This is a genomic window from Microvirga aerilata (genome assembly GCF_016743775.1).
Classification (GTDB): domain Bacteria; phylum Pseudomonadota; class Alphaproteobacteria; order Rhizobiales; family Beijerinckiaceae; genus Microvirga; species Microvirga aerilata.
In genome coordinates, this window is sequence record NZ_JAEQMY010000014.1 from 88,096 (window position 1) to 103,182 (window position 15,087).

At 65.8% G+C, this 15,087-nt stretch carries 14 protein-coding genes; 5 read left to right on the forward strand and 9 right to left on the reverse strand.

The window, feature by feature from the left end; translation table 11 throughout:
* Positions 1 to 202: 202 nt before the first annotated feature.
* The 4 genes from JKG68_RS12170 to JKG68_RS12185 all read right to left on the reverse strand — a co-directional run bounded on the left by JKG68_RS12170 (position 203) and on the right by JKG68_RS12185 (position 4,980).
* On the reverse strand, positions 203 to 1,207 hold the full coding sequence (locus tag JKG68_RS12170) for an esterase-like activity of phytase family protein (RefSeq protein WP_202059690.1): 1,005 nt from the start codon (positions 1,205 to 1,207) through the stop codon (positions 203 to 205).
* Positions 1,204 to 3,105, reverse strand: a complete 1,902-nt coding sequence (gene cobT / locus JKG68_RS12175) for a cobaltochelatase subunit CobT (protein WP_202059692.1) — start codon at positions 3,103 to 3,105, stop codon at positions 1,204 to 1,206. The genes JKG68_RS12170 and cobT overlap by 4 nt, the downstream gene beginning before the upstream one ends.
* Positions 3,106 to 3,245: 140 nt before the next feature.
* Positions 3,246 to 4,235: a cobaltochelatase subunit CobS gene (cobS, locus tag JKG68_RS12180; RefSeq protein ID WP_202059694.1), complete on the reverse strand. Its 990-nt coding sequence runs from the start codon at positions 4,233 to 4,235 to the stop codon at positions 3,246 to 3,248.
* 115 nt (positions 4,236 to 4,350) lie between these two features.
* Positions 4,351 to 4,980, reverse strand: coding sequence for a J domain-containing protein (locus JKG68_RS12185; RefSeq protein ID WP_202059696.1), 630 nt, complete (start codon positions 4,978 to 4,980; stop codon positions 4,351 to 4,353).
* A gap of 89 nt (positions 4,981 to 5,069) precedes the next feature.
* Here JKG68_RS12185 and JKG68_RS12190 point away from each other — a divergent pair, with 89 nt between their 5' ends.
* Entirely contained in the window at positions 5,070 to 5,336 is a 267-nt protein-coding gene (locus JKG68_RS12190; protein ID WP_202059698.1) for a BolA family protein, read from the forward strand.
* Between the two features lie 128 nt (positions 5,337 to 5,464).
* Here JKG68_RS12190 and JKG68_RS12195 read toward each other — a convergent pair whose 3' ends face one another.
* Entirely contained in the window at positions 5,465 to 6,631 is a 1,167-nt protein-coding gene (locus tag JKG68_RS12195) for an acetyl-CoA acetyltransferase (RefSeq protein ID WP_202059700.1), read from the reverse strand.
* A gap of 210 nt (positions 6,632 to 6,841) precedes the next feature.
* On the opposite strand from JKG68_RS12195, the gene JKG68_RS12200 reads away from it, so the two are divergent.
* The gene (locus JKG68_RS12200; RefSeq protein ID WP_202059702.1) at positions 6,842 to 7,420 is read left to right on the forward strand and encodes an LOG family protein; all 579 of its coding nucleotides are present in this window, start codon (positions 6,842 to 6,844) and stop codon (positions 7,418 to 7,420) included.
* A gap of 10 nt (positions 7,421 to 7,430) precedes the next feature.
* On the opposite strand, the gene JKG68_RS12205 is transcribed toward JKG68_RS12200, so the two are convergent.
* Together JKG68_RS12205 and JKG68_RS12210 are read right to left on the reverse strand one after the other, a co-directional pair.
* Positions 7,431 to 8,585, reverse strand: coding sequence for a redoxin domain-containing protein (locus tag JKG68_RS12205; protein ID WP_202059704.1), 1,155 nt, complete (start codon positions 8,583 to 8,585; stop codon positions 7,431 to 7,433).
* Between the two features lie 70 nt (positions 8,586 to 8,655).
* A complete protein-coding gene (locus JKG68_RS12210; RefSeq protein WP_202059706.1) occupies positions 8,656 to 9,558 on the reverse strand; it encodes an EamA family transporter in 903 nt (300 codons plus the stop codon).
* Positions 9,559 to 9,749: 191 nt separating this feature from the next.
* On the opposite strand from JKG68_RS12210, the gene JKG68_RS12215 reads away from it, so the two are divergent.
* From JKG68_RS12215 to JKG68_RS12225, 3 genes are all read left to right on the forward strand, one after another.
* A complete protein-coding gene (locus JKG68_RS12215) occupies positions 9,750 to 11,141 on the forward strand; it encodes a D-alanyl-D-alanine carboxypeptidase family protein (protein ID WP_202059708.1) in 1,392 nt (463 codons plus the stop codon).
* Between the two features lie 121 nt (positions 11,142 to 11,262).
* Positions 11,263 to 12,168, forward strand: a complete 906-nt coding sequence (locus JKG68_RS12220) for a DMT family transporter (protein ID WP_202059709.1) — start codon at positions 11,263 to 11,265, stop codon at positions 12,166 to 12,168.
* A 4-nt stretch (positions 12,169 to 12,172) separates the two neighbouring features.
* On the forward strand, positions 12,173 to 13,315 hold the full coding sequence (locus JKG68_RS12225) for a CobW family GTP-binding protein (RefSeq protein ID WP_202059711.1): 1,143 nt from the start codon (positions 12,173 to 12,175) through the stop codon (positions 13,313 to 13,315).
* A gap of 152 nt (positions 13,316 to 13,467) precedes the next feature.
* Here JKG68_RS12225 and JKG68_RS12230 read toward each other — a convergent pair whose 3' ends face one another.
* A complete protein-coding gene (locus JKG68_RS12230; RefSeq protein WP_202059713.1) occupies positions 13,468 to 14,235 on the reverse strand; it encodes an ABC transporter permease in 768 nt (255 codons plus the stop codon).
* A gap of 7 nt (positions 14,236 to 14,242) precedes the next feature.
* The gene (locus JKG68_RS12235; protein ID WP_202059715.1) at positions 14,243 to 15,034 is read right to left on the reverse strand and encodes an ABC transporter ATP-binding protein; all 792 of its coding nucleotides are present in this window, start codon (positions 15,032 to 15,034) and stop codon (positions 14,243 to 14,245) included.
* Positions 15,035 to 15,087: the final 53 nt, after the last annotated feature.

Consider the following 15,087-nt stretch of genomic DNA (forward strand, 5'->3'; position numbering starts at 1 on the left):
TCGAAGATCGCACGTGCCGCCACCGGGTCTCCTCAAGCTTCTTTTAAGCAAACACCCGGTGCAAAGATTTGTGCCAGGCCCGCTTCATGAAAGCTTAGTTGCCTAAAACGTGGGACTTCAAGCGATACCAAGGGATACCGGCGGCAGGTGACGCTGAGAAAAGGGGCAGATGCGCAGGAAAGAGGCAGCCTCGCCCGCAGAGCTATTCGACGAGCGAGAACTCCAGCAACAATGTTCTTTGCAGCGCGCTGAAATTGTTGTCCGAGATCAGGCTGAGAACGATCTCGCTCCCCTCCCGATGAACCGCCAGGCCTTCCATGTTGTCCATCTGATGGGAGGCCTGGCTCTCGTAGATCACCTCGCCGTCCACCCCTGCATTCGGCTTGATCGAGGCGGCCTCGATCCGGCGAAGGCGGCATCCGAAGCCGCCGAACAGCGAGAAGCGGCGCTCCAGGATCACCACGTCGCCCCCGGGCAGGAAGGCCAGATCCGTCGTATCGAAGCCACCGGACCGAACCACCTCGAAGACGCCGGCGCGGGGACCGGTGAGGATGAAGCCGCGGCCGCCTTCCGCAAGCCCGACGAGGGCGCCGGCCAAGGCCGAGCGCTGAGGTGCGATGCCGATGGCCTCCAGGCCGCCATTGCTGGGCAGATCCTTCAGCTTTTCCGGAACCGGAATGGGAACGCCCCGCACCAGGCCGCCTGCTCGGCTGCGCTCGAAGCGGATGATGGCGTGGTTGCGCTCCACGCCGATGAAGGCGGCATTCGCCGAGAGGGCGAGGCTCTCCGTGTCGTAGAAGCGCGAGCGCCGCAAAGGCGTGCCGCTGCTCAACAGCAGGGGCGACAGCACGGCGCCCGAAAGGCCGGCGAGCCGCCCGTCCGCGGTCTCGATCCTTGCCTTCAGCCATTGGGCATTGTCCGCAAGGGCGATGATGTCCCGACCGTCGCCCGACCGCCACAGGCCGGAAAAGCCCCCGAAGGCCGAGACCGGCGATCTCAAGTCGACTCCTGAGCGGAACTGCAGTGCCCCGAAGCGGGTGCGGTCCGGGTCTGTGGTGGAGAGCTGGCTGATCGGCTCCGCCTCGACCTTCACCGCCGTTGCGCTGCCGAAGGCCTGCGGGCGCTGCGCCAGGGCAACCCCCGCGCAGGTGAGGGCGGCGGCGGCGGCACCGCCGCCGATCAGGACGTTGCGCCGGCTGAGCCTCAAGCGTGAACCTTGCGCCGGGGCGCCGCGCCCCGGGTCGGGGGTGCCGCGTTTTCCTCGAAGAGCTCCGCCAGCTTCTCGGTCATGACGCCGCCGAGCTCCTCCGCATCCACGATGGTCACGGCGCGGCGGTAATAGCGCGTCACGTCATGGCCGATGCCGATGGCGATGAGCTCCACGGGCGAGCGGGTCTCGATCTCGTTGATGATGAAGCGCAGATGCCGCTCGAGATAGTTGCCGGGATTGACCGACAGGGTCGAGTCGTCCACCGGCGCGCCGTCCGAGATCACCATCAGGATGCGCCGCTGCTCGGGCCGCGCCAGGAGGCGCTTGTGCGCCCAGTCGAGGGCCTCGCCGTCGATGTTCTCTTTCAGCAGGCCCTCGCGCATCATCAGCCCGAGATTTTTCCGCGCCCGCCGCCAAGGGGCATCCGCCGACTTGTAGATGATGTGGCGCAGATCGTTCAGGCGGCCCGGATTGGCGGGCTTGCCGGCCTGCAGCCAGGTCTCGCGCGCCTGCCCGCCCTTCCAGGCGCGGGTGGTGAAGCCCAGGATCTCCACCTTCACGCCGCAGCGCTCGAGCGTCCTGGCCAGAATGTCGGCGCAGGTGGCCGCCACGGTGATCGGGCGTCCGCGCATGGAGCCCGAATTGTCGAGGAGCAGCGTCACCACCGTATCGCGGAAATTGGTGTCCTGCTCCTGCTTGAAGCTCAGGGGCTGGTATGGATCCATGATGATGCGCGGCAGCCGCACGGGATCGAGCGTGCCTTCCTCGAGGTCGAACTCCCAGGACCGGTTCTGCTGCGCCATCAGGCGGCGCTGCAGGCGATTGGCGAGGCGCCCGACGACGCCCTGGAGATGTGCGAGCTGCTTGTCGAGATAGGCGCGAAGCCGGGTCAGCTCGTCCGCGTCGCAGAGATCCTCCGCATGGATCATCTCGTCGAACTTCTGGCTGAACGCCTTGTAGTCGGGCCCGCGCGCCTCGTTGGATCGGGACGGCGGACGCCAGGACTCGCCGGCATCTTCGGAATCGGCCTCCTCGGACTCCTCGGGCAGCTCCCCGGAGGGGCCGTCGGATTCCTCCGTGGCGCCGTCCTCGATGTCGTCGCTCGCGTCCTCGCTGACTTCCACCTCGGCGCGGTCGCCCTGGCTCTCCTGCTCCGATTCGCCCTCGCCCTGCTGCTCCTGCTGCTCGGATTCGTTTTCGTCCTCGTTCTCCTCGTCCTCCGAGTCGAGGGCTGCATCGTCGGCCATGTCGAGGGAGGAGAGCAGCTCACGGATGGAGCGGGCAAAGCTGCGCTGGTTCTCGATGTTCTTGAGCAGTCCATCGAGGTCGCGCCCGGCGCGGTCCTCGATGAAGTCGCGCCAGAGATCGACGATCTTGGCGGCGGCCGCCGGCGGCCTGGCGCCGGTCAGGCGCTCGCGCACCATGAGGGCGAGCGCGTCTTCGAGCGGCGCATCGGCCCGGTCCGTGATGTCCTCGTACTTGCCGCCGCGATGGTAGCGGTCCTCCAGCATCGCCGAGATGTTGGACGAGATGCCGGCCATCCGCCGCGAGCCGATAGATTCCACACGCGCCTGCTCGACCGCGTCGAACACGGCGCGGGCGGCCTGGCCTTCGGGGGCGAGCTTGCGGTGAAGGGTGGTGTCGTGGCAGGCGAGCCGCAGGGCCATGGCGTCGGCATTGCCGCGCAGGATCGCCACGTCCTGCGCGGTGAGCCGCCGCGGCGGCTCCGGCAGGCGGGCCTTGTCCTGGCCCATGAGCACCGGACGGTCGGACGCGAAGGCCACCTCGAGGTCGGGCTTGCGGGCGATCGCCTTCATGGTGCCGGCGATGGAGCGCTTCAGCGGCTCCGCCGGCGCTTCCTTCTTCTCACCTGGCTTGCGGTTCGAGATGGACATCTCACCTCTCCTGTCATTCCCGCTTTGTCATCCCCGCGAAGGCGGGGATCCATAAACACGGGCCGTATTCCAGCCCTTCGGCGTTAGCGGTTATGGATTCCGGGCTCGGCTTTCGCCGCCCCGGAATGACAGGGTTCGTGCTACGACAGCACCATGTTCACGGCGCTCTCCGGCAGTTCCTTGCCGAAGGAGCGCTGGTAGAACTCGGCCACCAGAGCGCGCTCGAGCTCATCGCACTTGTTGAGGAAGGTGACCCGGAAGGCAAAGCCCGTGTCGCCGAAGATCTCGGCGTTCTCGGCCCAGGTGATCACCGTGCGCGGGCTCATGACGGTGGAGAGATCCCCGTTCATGAAGGCCGAGCGGGTGAGATCCGCCACGCGCACCATCTTGTTGACGATGTCGCGGCCCGCCGGATCCTCCTGGTAGTGCCGGGCCTTGGAGAGGACGATGTCCACCTCCTTGTCGTGCGGCAGGTAGTTCAGGGTGGTGACGATGGACCAGCGGTCCATCTGGCCCTGGTTGATCTGCTGGGTGCCGTGATAAAGGCCCGAGGTGTCGCCGAGACCCACCGTGTTGGCGGTGGCGAACAGCCGGAAGGCCGGGTGGGGCCGGATCACGCGCTTCTGGTCGAGAAGGGTGAGCTTGCCCGACTGCTCCAGCACGCGCTGGATCACGAACATCACGTCGGGGCGGCCGGCATCGTACTCGTCGAACACGAGGGCCACGTTGTTCTGGAGCGCCCAGGGCAGGATGCCGTCCTGGAAGGCGGTGACCTGCTTGCCCTCCTGGAGAACGATGGCGTCCTTGCCGACGAGGTCGATGCGGGAGACGTGGCTGTCCAGGTTCACGCGCACGCAGGGCCAGTTCAGGCGGGCGGCCACCTGCTCGATATGGGTCGACTTGCCGGTGCCGTGGTAGCCCGTGATCATCACGCGGCGGTTGCGGGCGAAGCCCGCCAGAATGGCCAGGGTCGTGTCCCGGTCGAACAGGTAGTCGGGATCGAGATCGGGCACATGCTGTTCGGCTTGCGAAAAGGCCGGGACCTCCAGATCCGAGTCGATGCCGAAGACCTGTCGCACGGACACCTTCATGTCCGGCGTAAGGGTCGCAGTCTCGGTATGTGCCGTCATAGGGGCCTCTCGGTCTTGTTCAGTGTCGTGACGATGTCATGGGCTTCTTAAACCCCATGACTAGATGGTGCAATTTCCTAATAAGCCTAGCGAGCCTGTCTGAAAGGATATGCTTTCAGCACAGGCCGGCGCTTTTGAGGGTGTCGTGCGCCTTGATGATGTCGCGCAGGCGCTCCTCGAAGGAGCGGTCGCCCCCGTTGGCATCGGGATGGAACCGCTTCACCAGGGACTTGTACTGGGCCTTGATGGCCGGCCCGTCGGCGGTCTCGTCGAGGCCGAGGATGTCGAGGGCGCGGCGCACCGCTCCCGTGTAGCGCGGACGCTTCGGCTCGGCCGGCGCCCGGCGCGCCTTGGCCTGGGTGAAGTCCTCGCCTTTGAGAATGCCCAAAGGATCCACATAGGCCCAGTCCCGGGTCTCCTGCTGGGCGCTCTGCCCCTCGCCGTTCCCGGCGGCGTTCACGCCCATGGCCCAGGTCGGACGATGGCCGATGATGGCATCCTTCTGGTAGGCCGCCACGGCCGAGTCTGACATGCCGGTGAAATAGTTGTAGGAGGCGTTGTACTCGCGCACGTGCTGCAGGCAGAAGCGCCAGTACTGGCCCTCCCGGTCCCGCCCCTTGGGCGCGCGGTATTCGCCCGCGGCCTTGCAGGAGGGGTGCTCGCAGACGGGTCCCTTGGCTTCCTGCGGCTCGTCCGAGGAAGGCTTGATGCGGATGCTGTCGAAAAGAGGCGAGTTGAGATCCATGATTCAGCGATTATGAGTGGCTTGAGGCCTTGCGCCAAGGCCTGAGAGCTTTTCGCCGCAGACCCGTTCAAAAAGGTTTACAAATCAGCATGACCCTCGCCCGCTGGATCACACAAACATTGCAGGAGCGCCTGCAGCCGACAGAGCTGACCGTCACCGACGAATCAGAGCAGCATCACGGCCATTCAGGATGGCGGGAGGGCGGTGAAACTCACTTCCACGTTTATATCGTGTCCGAGGCCTTCTCCGGCAAGAGCCGGGTCGCCCGTCACCGCCTCGTGAACGAGGTGTTGAAGGAGACTTTCGACAAGGGCCTGCACGCCCTGGCGATCCAGGCCAAGGCGCCGGGGGAGTAGAGGCGAAGGCCGGTGTCATTCCCGGAAGGACGCGCAGCGGAGCGGAAGGGAATCCACTCACACGCGCAGCAGCATGGATCCCCTTCCCGGTCCTGCGGACCGCCGGGGATGACCAAGCCCCTGCCTGGTCACTTGATCCGCTCAAGCACGCTCACGTAGTTCGCCACCGCGGCACCACCCATGTTGAAGATGCCGCCGAGCACCGGGTTCCTCACCTGGATGCCGCCGGCCTCCTCGCAGAGCTGCATGGCGGAGAGCGCGTGCATGGAGACGCCTGTGGCTCCGATGGGATGACCCTTGGCCTTGAGGCCGCCCGACGGGTTGACCGGCAGCCTGCCGTCGCGGTTGGTCCAGCCTTCCTTTACGGCAATCGCACCCTGCCCCCGAGGGGTCAGGCCCATCGCTTCGTACTCGATGAGTTCGGCGATGGTGAAGCAGTCATGGGTTTCGACGAAGGAGAGGTCGGAGAGCTGGATGCCGGCCTGGGCCAAAGCCCGCTGCCAGGCTTCCGCGCAGCCTTCGAATTCGATGATGTCGCGCTTCGACATGGGCAGGAAGTCCTGCGCATGGGCCGAGGCCCGGAACGCCACCGCGCGGGGCATGCGCAGCGCCGTCTCGGTGTCCGTCAGCACCAGGGCGGCGGCACCGTCGGACACCAGGGAGCAATCGGTGCGCTTCAGGGGACCTGCCACGAAGGGGTTTTTCTCGCTCTCGGCCCGGCAGAACTCGAAACCCAGATCCTTGCGCATCTGCGCGTAAGGGTTGTCGACCCCGTTCTTGTGGTTCTTGGCTGCGATGAGGGCGAGCGCATCGGATTGGTCGCCGTAGCGCTGAAAGTAGGTTCCGGCGATCTTGCCGAACACGCCGGCAAAGCCGCCCGGGGTCTCGCCATCCTCCGGAAGGTAGGAGGCCTTCAGCAGGTTCTTGCCGATCTCGGCCCCCGGCGTGCGGGTCATCTGCTCGACGCCCACCACCAGCACGGTCCTGGCGCGCTTGGCCTCGATGGTCTTGATCGCCTGATGCACGGCAGCCGAACCGGTCGCGCAGGCATTCTCGACCCGGGTCGCCGGCTTGAAGCGGAACCGGTCGCTGGCCTGGAAGACCAGGGAGGCGGTGAAGTCCTGGGCCGAGAAGCCGGCGTTGAAATGGCCGAGCACCACCTCGTCCACATCCTCAGGCCCGATGCCGGCATGCTCCAGGGCCTCGGCCGTGACGCGGACGATCAAGCTCTCGACGGTCTCGTTCTCGAGCTTGCCAAAGGGGGTGTGAGCCCAGCCGACGATGCAGGCGGTCATGGATGTCTCCTCGAAGATATGTTGTTGACCTTAAGGTGGCCCTCTTTTGGGCATTCAGCAAGCCGCACCAGCGCAGGTCAGGCACGCTTTAAAGGCGTGGGGCCAAAGGCTTGAGCTTAGGGCTTGAGCTTGGGGGTTGAGCTTGGGGCTTGAGCCCGACCTCGTCCTGTCGTTCATCGATGGATGACGCGAATCACGAAGGATCCCCCCATGCGCCTGTGTGTCTTCTGCGGCTCGAATGCCGGCCAGGATCCCGTCTATCTCCAGATGGCGCGGTCCCTGGGCGAGATCATGGCCGGCCAGGGCATCGAACTGGTCTATGGCGGCGCCTCGGTCGGCCTCATGGGAGCGGTGGCCGATGCGGCTCTCGCGAAGGGCGGGCACGTGATCGGCGTGATGCCGCAGGCGCTCGTCGAGAAGGAGATCGCCCATCGTGGATTGAGCGACCTGCGGGTGGTGGGCTCCATGCACGAGCGCAAGGCCCTCATGGCCGAGCTCGCGGACGGGTTCATCGCCCTGCCCGGGGGCCTGGGCACCTTCGAGGAACTGTTCGAGGTCTGGACCTGGGCGCAGCTCGGCTATCACCGCAAGCCCTGCGCCCTGCTCAACGCGGGCGGCTTCTACGACAAGCTCACGGACTTCCTCGACGACGTGGTCGAGCGCGGCTTCGTCAAGTCGATGCACCGGGCCATGCTGATCGTCGAGAAGGAGCCTGCCGCGCTGATCGAGGCGATTCGCGTCTACGAGCCGCCCAAGGTCGACAAGTGGATCAAAGCAGGCGAGCGCTGATCCGGTCCCGTCAGGCCTTATAGGCTCCGACACCTTCTCCAAGATTGGGGTTGTTCGCCTCCCGGATCTTGGCGGCCTCCTCGTCGTAGAGGAACGGCAGGAAGGCAAAGCGCCGGCCCGCCGTCACCCGCGAGACCGCATGGAGAAGCGGGCACGAGAACACGATCGCGCCGCCGGCCGGAGCCTTGTAGCCCCGTGGCCCGTATTCCGGGAAGCTCACCTCCCTGCCCTCGAACTCGCTGTTGAGGTTGATCGAGACGGCAAAGCGGCGATGGGCCGTGCCGCTCGTGGTGTTGTCCCGGTGCGCACGGAAGTGGCCGCCATCCTCCGCCGCGTAGCAGGAGACGATGTAGCGCTCCATGCGCGAAGGCTTGAAGAAATGCACCCGCTCGATCTCGGGATTGATGCGGCGGATGATGCGGTGCTGCACCTGCCGGATCAGGTTCGGGTCCGTGATCGTGTAATCCTTGCGCCGCTTATGGTTCGGATCGTGCGCCGCAACGGTCTTGCCGTTGACCTCCCGCATGAAGCCCGATTCCTCTCCGCCATGCTGCTCGTAGAGGCCGATGAGGTGCCGGCGGAATTCGGGCTCGAACACATCGGGGATCACCAGAACGGGAGCCGGAATCTCGAAGCCCGCAAAGTGGCTGACCGGCGGCAGAGCCCGCAGATAGGCCATGACCTCCTCACGATCGCCGCCATCGTCCCTGAACGGGAAGACGGCCCGCACGCGCAGGGTGGGATTGAGCACCATCCAGAAGCGCCGGATGGGAACCGATCCCTGGCCGGGCGAGATGTTGCGAGGCAGCGCGCCATAAAGGCGCCCCACGCTTCCGTCGAAATCCCAGAAATGGCGGATGCCGGGGATGATCTCCCTGGCGCGCATCTCCGACCTGTCTGAAGGATCGACGCTTACGCCGAACAGCGCGATCTTGTCGTCGTCGAACAGGGAACGGTGCTGCTCCTGGAACGACGCAAGGGTCGCGCGCCCAACCTCATCCGAGCCCATTCCGTAGAAGCACAGCACCACATAGCGGCCCGCCACCGTGTCGAAGCTGAACTGCGGGTTGCTGGTTGAAGCCTGCTTGAACCAGGGAACCGGATCGCCAACCTGAAGAACACGGTAGGCAGGTTGCATGGATGCAGGGGCAGCAGCGTCTGTCATGGGAGCGGGTCCGAAACACGTTCATGTTATGTAACGTTGTTCGTTATCATGTGACTGCCGCAGCGACAAGCTAACGTTGCGCCAGCAGCAACAGGCCCACTCCGGCCAGGATCAGGAGCATTCCAGCAAGCTCGCGCCGGCTCGTCGCCTGCGCCAGGAACCGATGGGAGACCGCCTGCGCCATCAGCACCTCCACGAGCGCGAGGGTGCGCACATTGGCGGCCGTCGTGAGGGCAAAGCCGATGAACCAGAACTGGGACGCGAGGGCTCCAAGAAAGCCTGCCCCGAGAGACGGACGCCAGGCCGCAAGGCTTGCCATCAAGGCTCTCCGGTCGAACGCGCCAAGCCAGACGAGCAGGATTGCGGTCTGCAGGCCCAGCCCCCAGACCAGGGTGGTGGAGGCCCGGATCAGGGGCGAGCCCTCCTCGAGCGACAGGATCGCGCCGCGAAACCCGATCGCCGCCAGGGCGAAGAAAGCGCCGGACAGGAGGCCGAAAACGACGGGCCGGATCCCCGAGGCTGCCAGGCTCGTGCCGGGCTTCACCGACATGAGCAGCACGCCCGAGGTGGCAACCGCGATGGCCAATCCCATGGCGGGCGTCAGGGGATCGCCCAGAAGCGCCAGCCCGAACAGGGCCACCTGCACCGGTTCGGTCTTGGTATAGGCTGTGACCACCGAAAAGGCGCGCTCCCGCATGGCTGAGAGCATGAGGGCCGTGGCGAGGATCTGCGTGACGGCGCCGATCAGAACATAGACGAGGAACGTTGCATTAGGCCCAGGGATTGCTTCCTGGGTGACAAGGCTCATGCCGGCCAAAGCCAGGAGCGCGAAAGGAAAGCCGTACAGGAACCGCACCTGGGTTGCCCCCACGGTCCCGATGGTTTCCGTCAGCCGGCGCTGGGTAGCATTGCGGGCGGTCTGAGCCGCTGCGGCCGCCAGAGTGACTGGAATCCAGAGGAGAGATGCACCCATGACCGATCTTTAATCCGCGCGGCTCTTGCCACTCTATTGCCACGGATTTCCTTAAGAAGGGTGGCTTCGATAAGCAATAAGTTGCCGAACCTAGCCAAGGCCAAGGTTCTGGGATAACAATATGGCCCAGCTGACCGGCGGGCTTTCGAGATCCCCTCCGATCGTCGAACGAAGACAAGGAGTCGTTCCGTATGAACGTTAGCCGAGCCCTCCGCGTGACAGCCTTTGCCCTTGCCGCCTTGACGAGCGGTTCGGCTTGGGCCGCTGGCGGTCCTGCTCTTGTGGTCGAACTCGAGTCCGGCCGTGTCCTGCACGCGGAGCGGGCGACCGACCCCTGGTTCCCGGCTTCCATCACCAAGCTGTTGACCGCTTACGTGGCGCTCGACAAGGTGCGCTCCGGCCAGATGTCCATGGACACGCTGCTCATCGTGTCCGAGTCCGCGACCGCCCTGCCCCCGTCCAAGATGGGCTTCAAGCCCGGCACGGAGATCCGGCTCGACAATGCTCTCAAGATGATGCTGGTCAAATCGGCCAACGACATGGCAGCGGTCATTGCGGAGAACATCGGCGGCTCGATCGATGGCTTCTCGGAGCTGATGAACGCCCATGCCCAGCGCCTCGGCATGGTCAGCAGCCGCTTTGCCAACCCACATGGCCTGCCCGACGAGCGCAATCAGACCACGGCCCGCGACATGGCAATCCTCGCCCGCGCGCTGCTGACGGAGTTCCCGGACCACAAGGACCTGTTCGACATCGGCGCCGTCCAGCTCGGTCGCCGCATCATGCGCAACACCAACGGCCTCATCGGCCGTTACCCCGGCGCCGACGGCATGAAGACCGGCTTCATCTGCTCGTCCGGCTTCAACGTGGTGGCCACCGCCACCCGCAACGGCCGCCATCTGATCACCGTCGTGTTCGGCGCCCAGTCGCCCAATGAGCGGACGATCAAGGCCGCCGAACTCTTCGATCGCGGCTTCAACAGCAAGGTGAACTTCACCAATCCGGAACTCGCTGCCCTGCCGGCCTCGTCCAACGTGACCCCGCCGGACATGCGTCCCGTCATCTGCGACCGGCGCGGACCGATGCCGCAGGAAGAGGACGCCCCGGCCGTTGCCGAAACGGACAGCAACATCCCCAACCTTTTCTCCTCCGAGGTCATGGCCTTTGCGGGCGACGCCCAGAAGCCCGTGCGCACCGTTCTCGGCCCCCGCACCGCCGTCGAGCCGGAGCGGGTCTGGGTTGGCCTGAATCCTCCCTCGGAAGCGGAAATCGCAGCCGCGGCTGCGGCGGAAGCCGCAGCCGAAGAGGCGCGCCGGGCCAAGAGCAAGAAGGCCGTGGCTCCCAAGAAGGCCAATAAGCCGGCCGCCAAGCAGGCCGAGCCCAAGGAGCCCGCCGTCACCCCGGTGATCGAGAAGGAAGCCGAAAAGGCCGCGCCGAAGGGCAAGGCTCAGCCGCGGGTCAGCGTTACCGTCAAGCCGGTGACCAGCACGCCCAAACCTGCCGCAAAAGCCCCGGCCGACGCCAAGGCGAAGGCGCCTCAGAAGGCCGAAGCGGCGGGAAAGCCCAAATCCGTCGCGAACTGATCCGAAGAACGGTTCGATCTCCTACAGCGCCCGGTCACCGACCGGGCGTTTTGCTTGCTCCCTTGCATTCGCAGGCGATCCGGGCGAACGGTGCGGCGTCCCGCAAATCACCTCTGTCGCAATGACCCGCTCCTCTCCTGCCACCGGCCTGCTCTTCGCCCTCGGATCGGCAAGCCTTTACGGCTTCAACATCGTCTATGCCCGCATCGCGTCCTTCGCCGGGGCCAGCGGGTCGGCCATCGTGGTCTACCGGGTGTTCCTGATGCTGGTGCTCGTGGGCATCGTGGCGGCCCTGGCCCGGCGCTCCCTGGCCATGGCGCGGGAGGAGCGGGGCACCCTGGTCCTCCTCGGCGTCGCCACCGCTTTCGTGGGCATCTGCTATCTCTCGTCGGTAGCCTTCATTCCCGTCACCGTGGCGGCGGTGGTGTTCTACACCTTTCCCATCCTCATCGTCCTCGCGAGCCCCTTCGTGGAGGGCACGAGGCTCACGCCGGCCCTGCTCGGCGTGGTGGCGGTGGCAACCCTCGGCGTCGCCCTCGTGGTCGGCCCGGCCTTCGGGGATCTCGACTGGCGGGGCCTGGCCCTGGCGTTCGGCGCAAGCGTTGCGACGGCGATCCAGTTCTTTGCCGCCGCGCGCTGCCGCAGGACCGGCGTGATGGCGAAGACGTTCTGGATCCACCTTCTTGTCCTCCCGACAGCAGTGCTGATCAGCCTGGCCGCAGGACAGCTCGTGCCGCCTTCGGCCCTGGTCGTTGCGCCGTTCGCGGTCGCCATAACGGTTGGAGGCTACATTTTCGGCTTCGTGCTCCAGTTCCTGGCGCTCGGGCGGATCACGGCCGTTGCCGCGGGCATCGTCTATTGCACCGAGCCGGTGGTGGCGGCGATCTCATCGGCCCTGATCCTGAACGAGACCCTGGCGCCCTTGCAAATCACAGGCGGTGCTCTTGTGCTGGCGGCCATCCTCGCCAACGTTCTGATGGAACAGCGCCGCCCGAAGGACGCTCCCCTGGTGCCGATTGCGGATTGACGAGATGACCAACAGCCCGACGACCCCACCCGCCCCCATCCCGCTCACCATCCTCACCGGCTTTCTCGGATCGGGCAAAACCACCCTGCTCAACCGCCTCCTCCAGGACCCGGCCCTGCAGGACACGGTGGTGATCATCAACGAGTTCGGCGAGATCGGCCTCGATCACCTGCTGGTGGAGACCATCGACGAGGGCATGGTGCTCCTCTCCGCCGGCTGCCTCTGCTGCACCGTGCGGGGCGATCTCATCGCAACCCTCGAAGACCTCCTGCGCAAGCGCGACAACGACCGCATCATGCCCTTCCGGCGCGTGGTGATCGAGACCACGGGCCTCGCCGATCCGGCCCCGATCCTTCATGCGGTGCTCTACCATCCGTATCTGTCCATGCGCTACGCCGTGGAAGGGGTGGTGACGGTGGTCGATGCGGTGAACGGCGCGGCCACCCTCGATGCGCATCGGGAGGCCGTGAAGCAGGCGGCCGTCGCCGAACGCATCGTCATCACCAAGACCGATCTCGTCGAGGACGAGGCCAGCCTCGAGGCCCTGCGCGCGAGGCTGCGCCAGCTCAATCCCGGGGCGGCGCTCCTGGACCCGGAGGCCCCCGCCGGGACGATCATTGCCGGCGGGCTCTTCGACCTCGACGGCAAGATCGCCGACGTGGCCGAATGGCTGAAGACGGAGGCCGTCGAGGAGGCCGAGCACCGCAGCCACGCCCATCGGCACGGGCACGATCATCACCATCATGGGCACGATCATCACCACCATGACGTGAACCGGCACGACGAGCGCATCCGCGCCTTCTGCCTCACCAGCGACCAGCCGATCCGCCAGGGCACCCTCGACATGTTCCTCGACCTCCTGCGCTCGTCGCAAGGGGCAAAGCTCCTGCGCGTGAAGGGCCTCGTGGCCCTGGCCGAGGACCCGGAGCACCCGGTGGTCATTCACGGCGTGCAGCATGTGATCCATGTGCCGGCCGTGCTGCCACGCTGGCCCAGCGAGGACCGGCGCAGCCGCATCGTCTTCATCGTGGACGATCTGGAACGGGACACCGTGGAGAAGCTCTGGAACGCCTTTCTGGGCAAGCCTGCCGTCGATCAACCCGACGCGGCGGCGCTGGCGGATAATCCGCTGTCGTTGAGGCGGTAAACGCCTCTAGCTGTCCTTGCCGGGAAGAAGCAGGAACGGTGTCATCCCCGGCGGCCGTAGGCCGGGAAGGGGATCCGCTCCCAGACGTGGCGCTATGGATTCCCTTCCCCTCCGCTGCGCTCCGGCCGGGAATGACACGTTGGATCCTATTTTTATGCCGCCATCTGCGAGCGCTGCGCCCAGCCGGTCATGGACTGCTCCACGTAGGCCGTGGCCGCGTACATGACGACGCCGAGCACGGCGAGCACCACGAGGGCGGCCCAGACCAGGGGCACCTCGAAAGCGGCGGACGCGCGGGTCAGCAGGTTGCCGATGCCCACATTCGAGGCGTTCTGCTCGCCTATGACGGAGCCCACATAGGCGAGCGTGATCGCCACCTTGAGGGAGCCGAAGAAATACGGCATGGCGCGGGGCACGCCCACTTTGAAGACGATGTCGCGCTTCGAGGCGCCCAGCGCCCGCAGCACATCCTCCATCTCCGGCTCGACGGTGGCGATGCCGGTCGCGACGTTCACCACGATGGGGAAGAACGAAATCAGGAAGGCCGTCAGCACCGGCGGCACCCAACCGACCCCGAACCAGAACACCAGGATCGGCACCACGGCCACCTTCGGGATCGAGTTGAAGCCCACGAGCAGAGGATAGCTGCCCGCATTGATGAGCCGCGAGGAGCCGAGCACCATGCCGAGCAGAAGGCCGAAACCGACCGCCAGACCAAACCCCGCCAGGGTCATCCAGAGCGTATGCATGGCGTGATAGGCGAGCTGGTTGCGGTATTCCCATACGGCCAGAAGGATCGTGGAAGGCGCAGGCAGGATGAAGCTCGACACCTTCAGGGCGCGGCAGACCACCTCCCACAGAATGAAGAACCCGACGGTAAAAACCCAGGGCGCGAGAGCAAGCTGATTTTTGGTTTTCATGGGTGTCTCAAGCGGCGTTGCGCGCCTGCGCGATATGACCGCGCAATTCATGAACCAGAGCGGCGAATTCCGGCGTGTAGGTGATTTCGAGATCGCGCGGGCGGGGGAACTCCACCTCGCGCTCGGCGACGATGCGGCCGGGACGCGCGCTCATGCAGAAGATGCGGTCCGACAGGAAGGCCGCCTCGCGCAGGTCGTGCGTGACGAGAATGATCGTCACCTTCTGCGCCGCGTGAAGATCGCGCATCACGCACCACAACTCCTCGCGGGTGAAGCTGTCCAGCGCCCCGAAGGGCTCGTCGAGCATCAGGAGCTTCGGCTCGTGGATGAGCGCGCGGCACAGGGAGGCGCGCTGCTGCATGCCGCCGGACAACTGCCAGGGAAACTTGTCGCCCTGCCCCTTCAGGCCGACCTGGGCCAGAAGTCCCTCGGCCTTGGCCACATACTCCGCCTTGTGCCGGCGCAGCCGGGAGCGATGCGGCTCCACGATCTCCAGCGGCAGCAGGATGTTGTCGAGGGTGGTGCGCCAGGGCAGCATGGTCGGGTTCTGGAAGGCCATGCCGGCCAGTTTGACGGGAGCGCCGACCTCCTTGCCGTCGACGATCACGGTTCCCTCCCGGGGAAACTGCAACCCGGTCGCAAGCTTCATGAGGGTGGACTTGCCGCAGCCCGAGGGGCCGACGATGGCGGCGAACTCGCCCTCGTTCACCTTCAGGTTCAGGTTCCTGACGGCAGGCAGGCCGTCCTCGGCCCGCGCATAGACGTGGGTGACGTCGTGAATGTCGACGAAGGGTTTCATGGGATGCCGTTCGAAAAAGAAAAAGCCCGGCTGCCGATGGAGCCGGGCCTGTG

Coding starts and splice junctions, on each gene's coding strand:
- cobS (WP_202059694.1), bottom strand. CDS start 4,235: ATGACGGCACATACCGAGACTGCGACCCTTACGCCGGACATGAAGGTG.
- JKG68_RS12185 (WP_202059696.1), bottom strand. CDS start 4,980: ATGGATCTCAACTCGCCTCTTTTCGACAGCATCCGCATCAAGCCTTCC.
- JKG68_RS12195 (WP_202059700.1), bottom strand. CDS start 6,631: ATGACCGCCTGCATCGTCGGCTGGGCTCACACCCCCTTTGGCAAGCTC.
- JKG68_RS12205 (WP_202059704.1), bottom strand. CDS start 8,585: ATGACAGACGCTGCTGCCCCTGCATCCATGCAACCTGCCTACCGTGTT.
- JKG68_RS12200 (WP_202059702.1), top strand. CDS start 6,842: ATGCGCCTGTGTGTCTTCTGCGGCTCGAATGCCGGCCAGGATCCCGTC.
- JKG68_RS12215 (WP_202059708.1), top strand. CDS start 9,750: ATGAACGTTAGCCGAGCCCTCCGCGTGACAGCCTTTGCCCTTGCCGCC.
- cobT (WP_202059692.1), bottom strand. CDS start 3,105: ATGTCCATCTCGAACCGCAAGCCAGGTGAGAAGAAGGAAGCGCCGGCG.
- JKG68_RS12230 (WP_202059713.1), bottom strand. CDS start 14,235: ATGAAAACCAAAAATCAGCTTGCTCTCGCGCCCTGGGTTTTTACCGTC.
- JKG68_RS12210 (WP_202059706.1), bottom strand. CDS start 9,558: ATGGGTGCATCTCTCCTCTGGATTCCAGTCACTCTGGCGGCCGCAGCG.
- JKG68_RS12225 (WP_202059711.1), top strand. CDS start 12,173: ATGACCAACAGCCCGACGACCCCACCCGCCCCCATCCCGCTCACCATC.
- JKG68_RS12235 (WP_202059715.1), bottom strand. CDS start 15,034: ATGAAACCCTTCGTCGACATTCACGACGTCACCCACGTCTATGCGCGG.
- JKG68_RS12190 (WP_202059698.1), top strand. CDS start 5,070: ATGACCCTCGCCCGCTGGATCACACAAACATTGCAGGAGCGCCTGCAG.
- JKG68_RS12220 (WP_202059709.1), top strand. CDS start 11,263: ATGACCCGCTCCTCTCCTGCCACCGGCCTGCTCTTCGCCCTCGGATCG.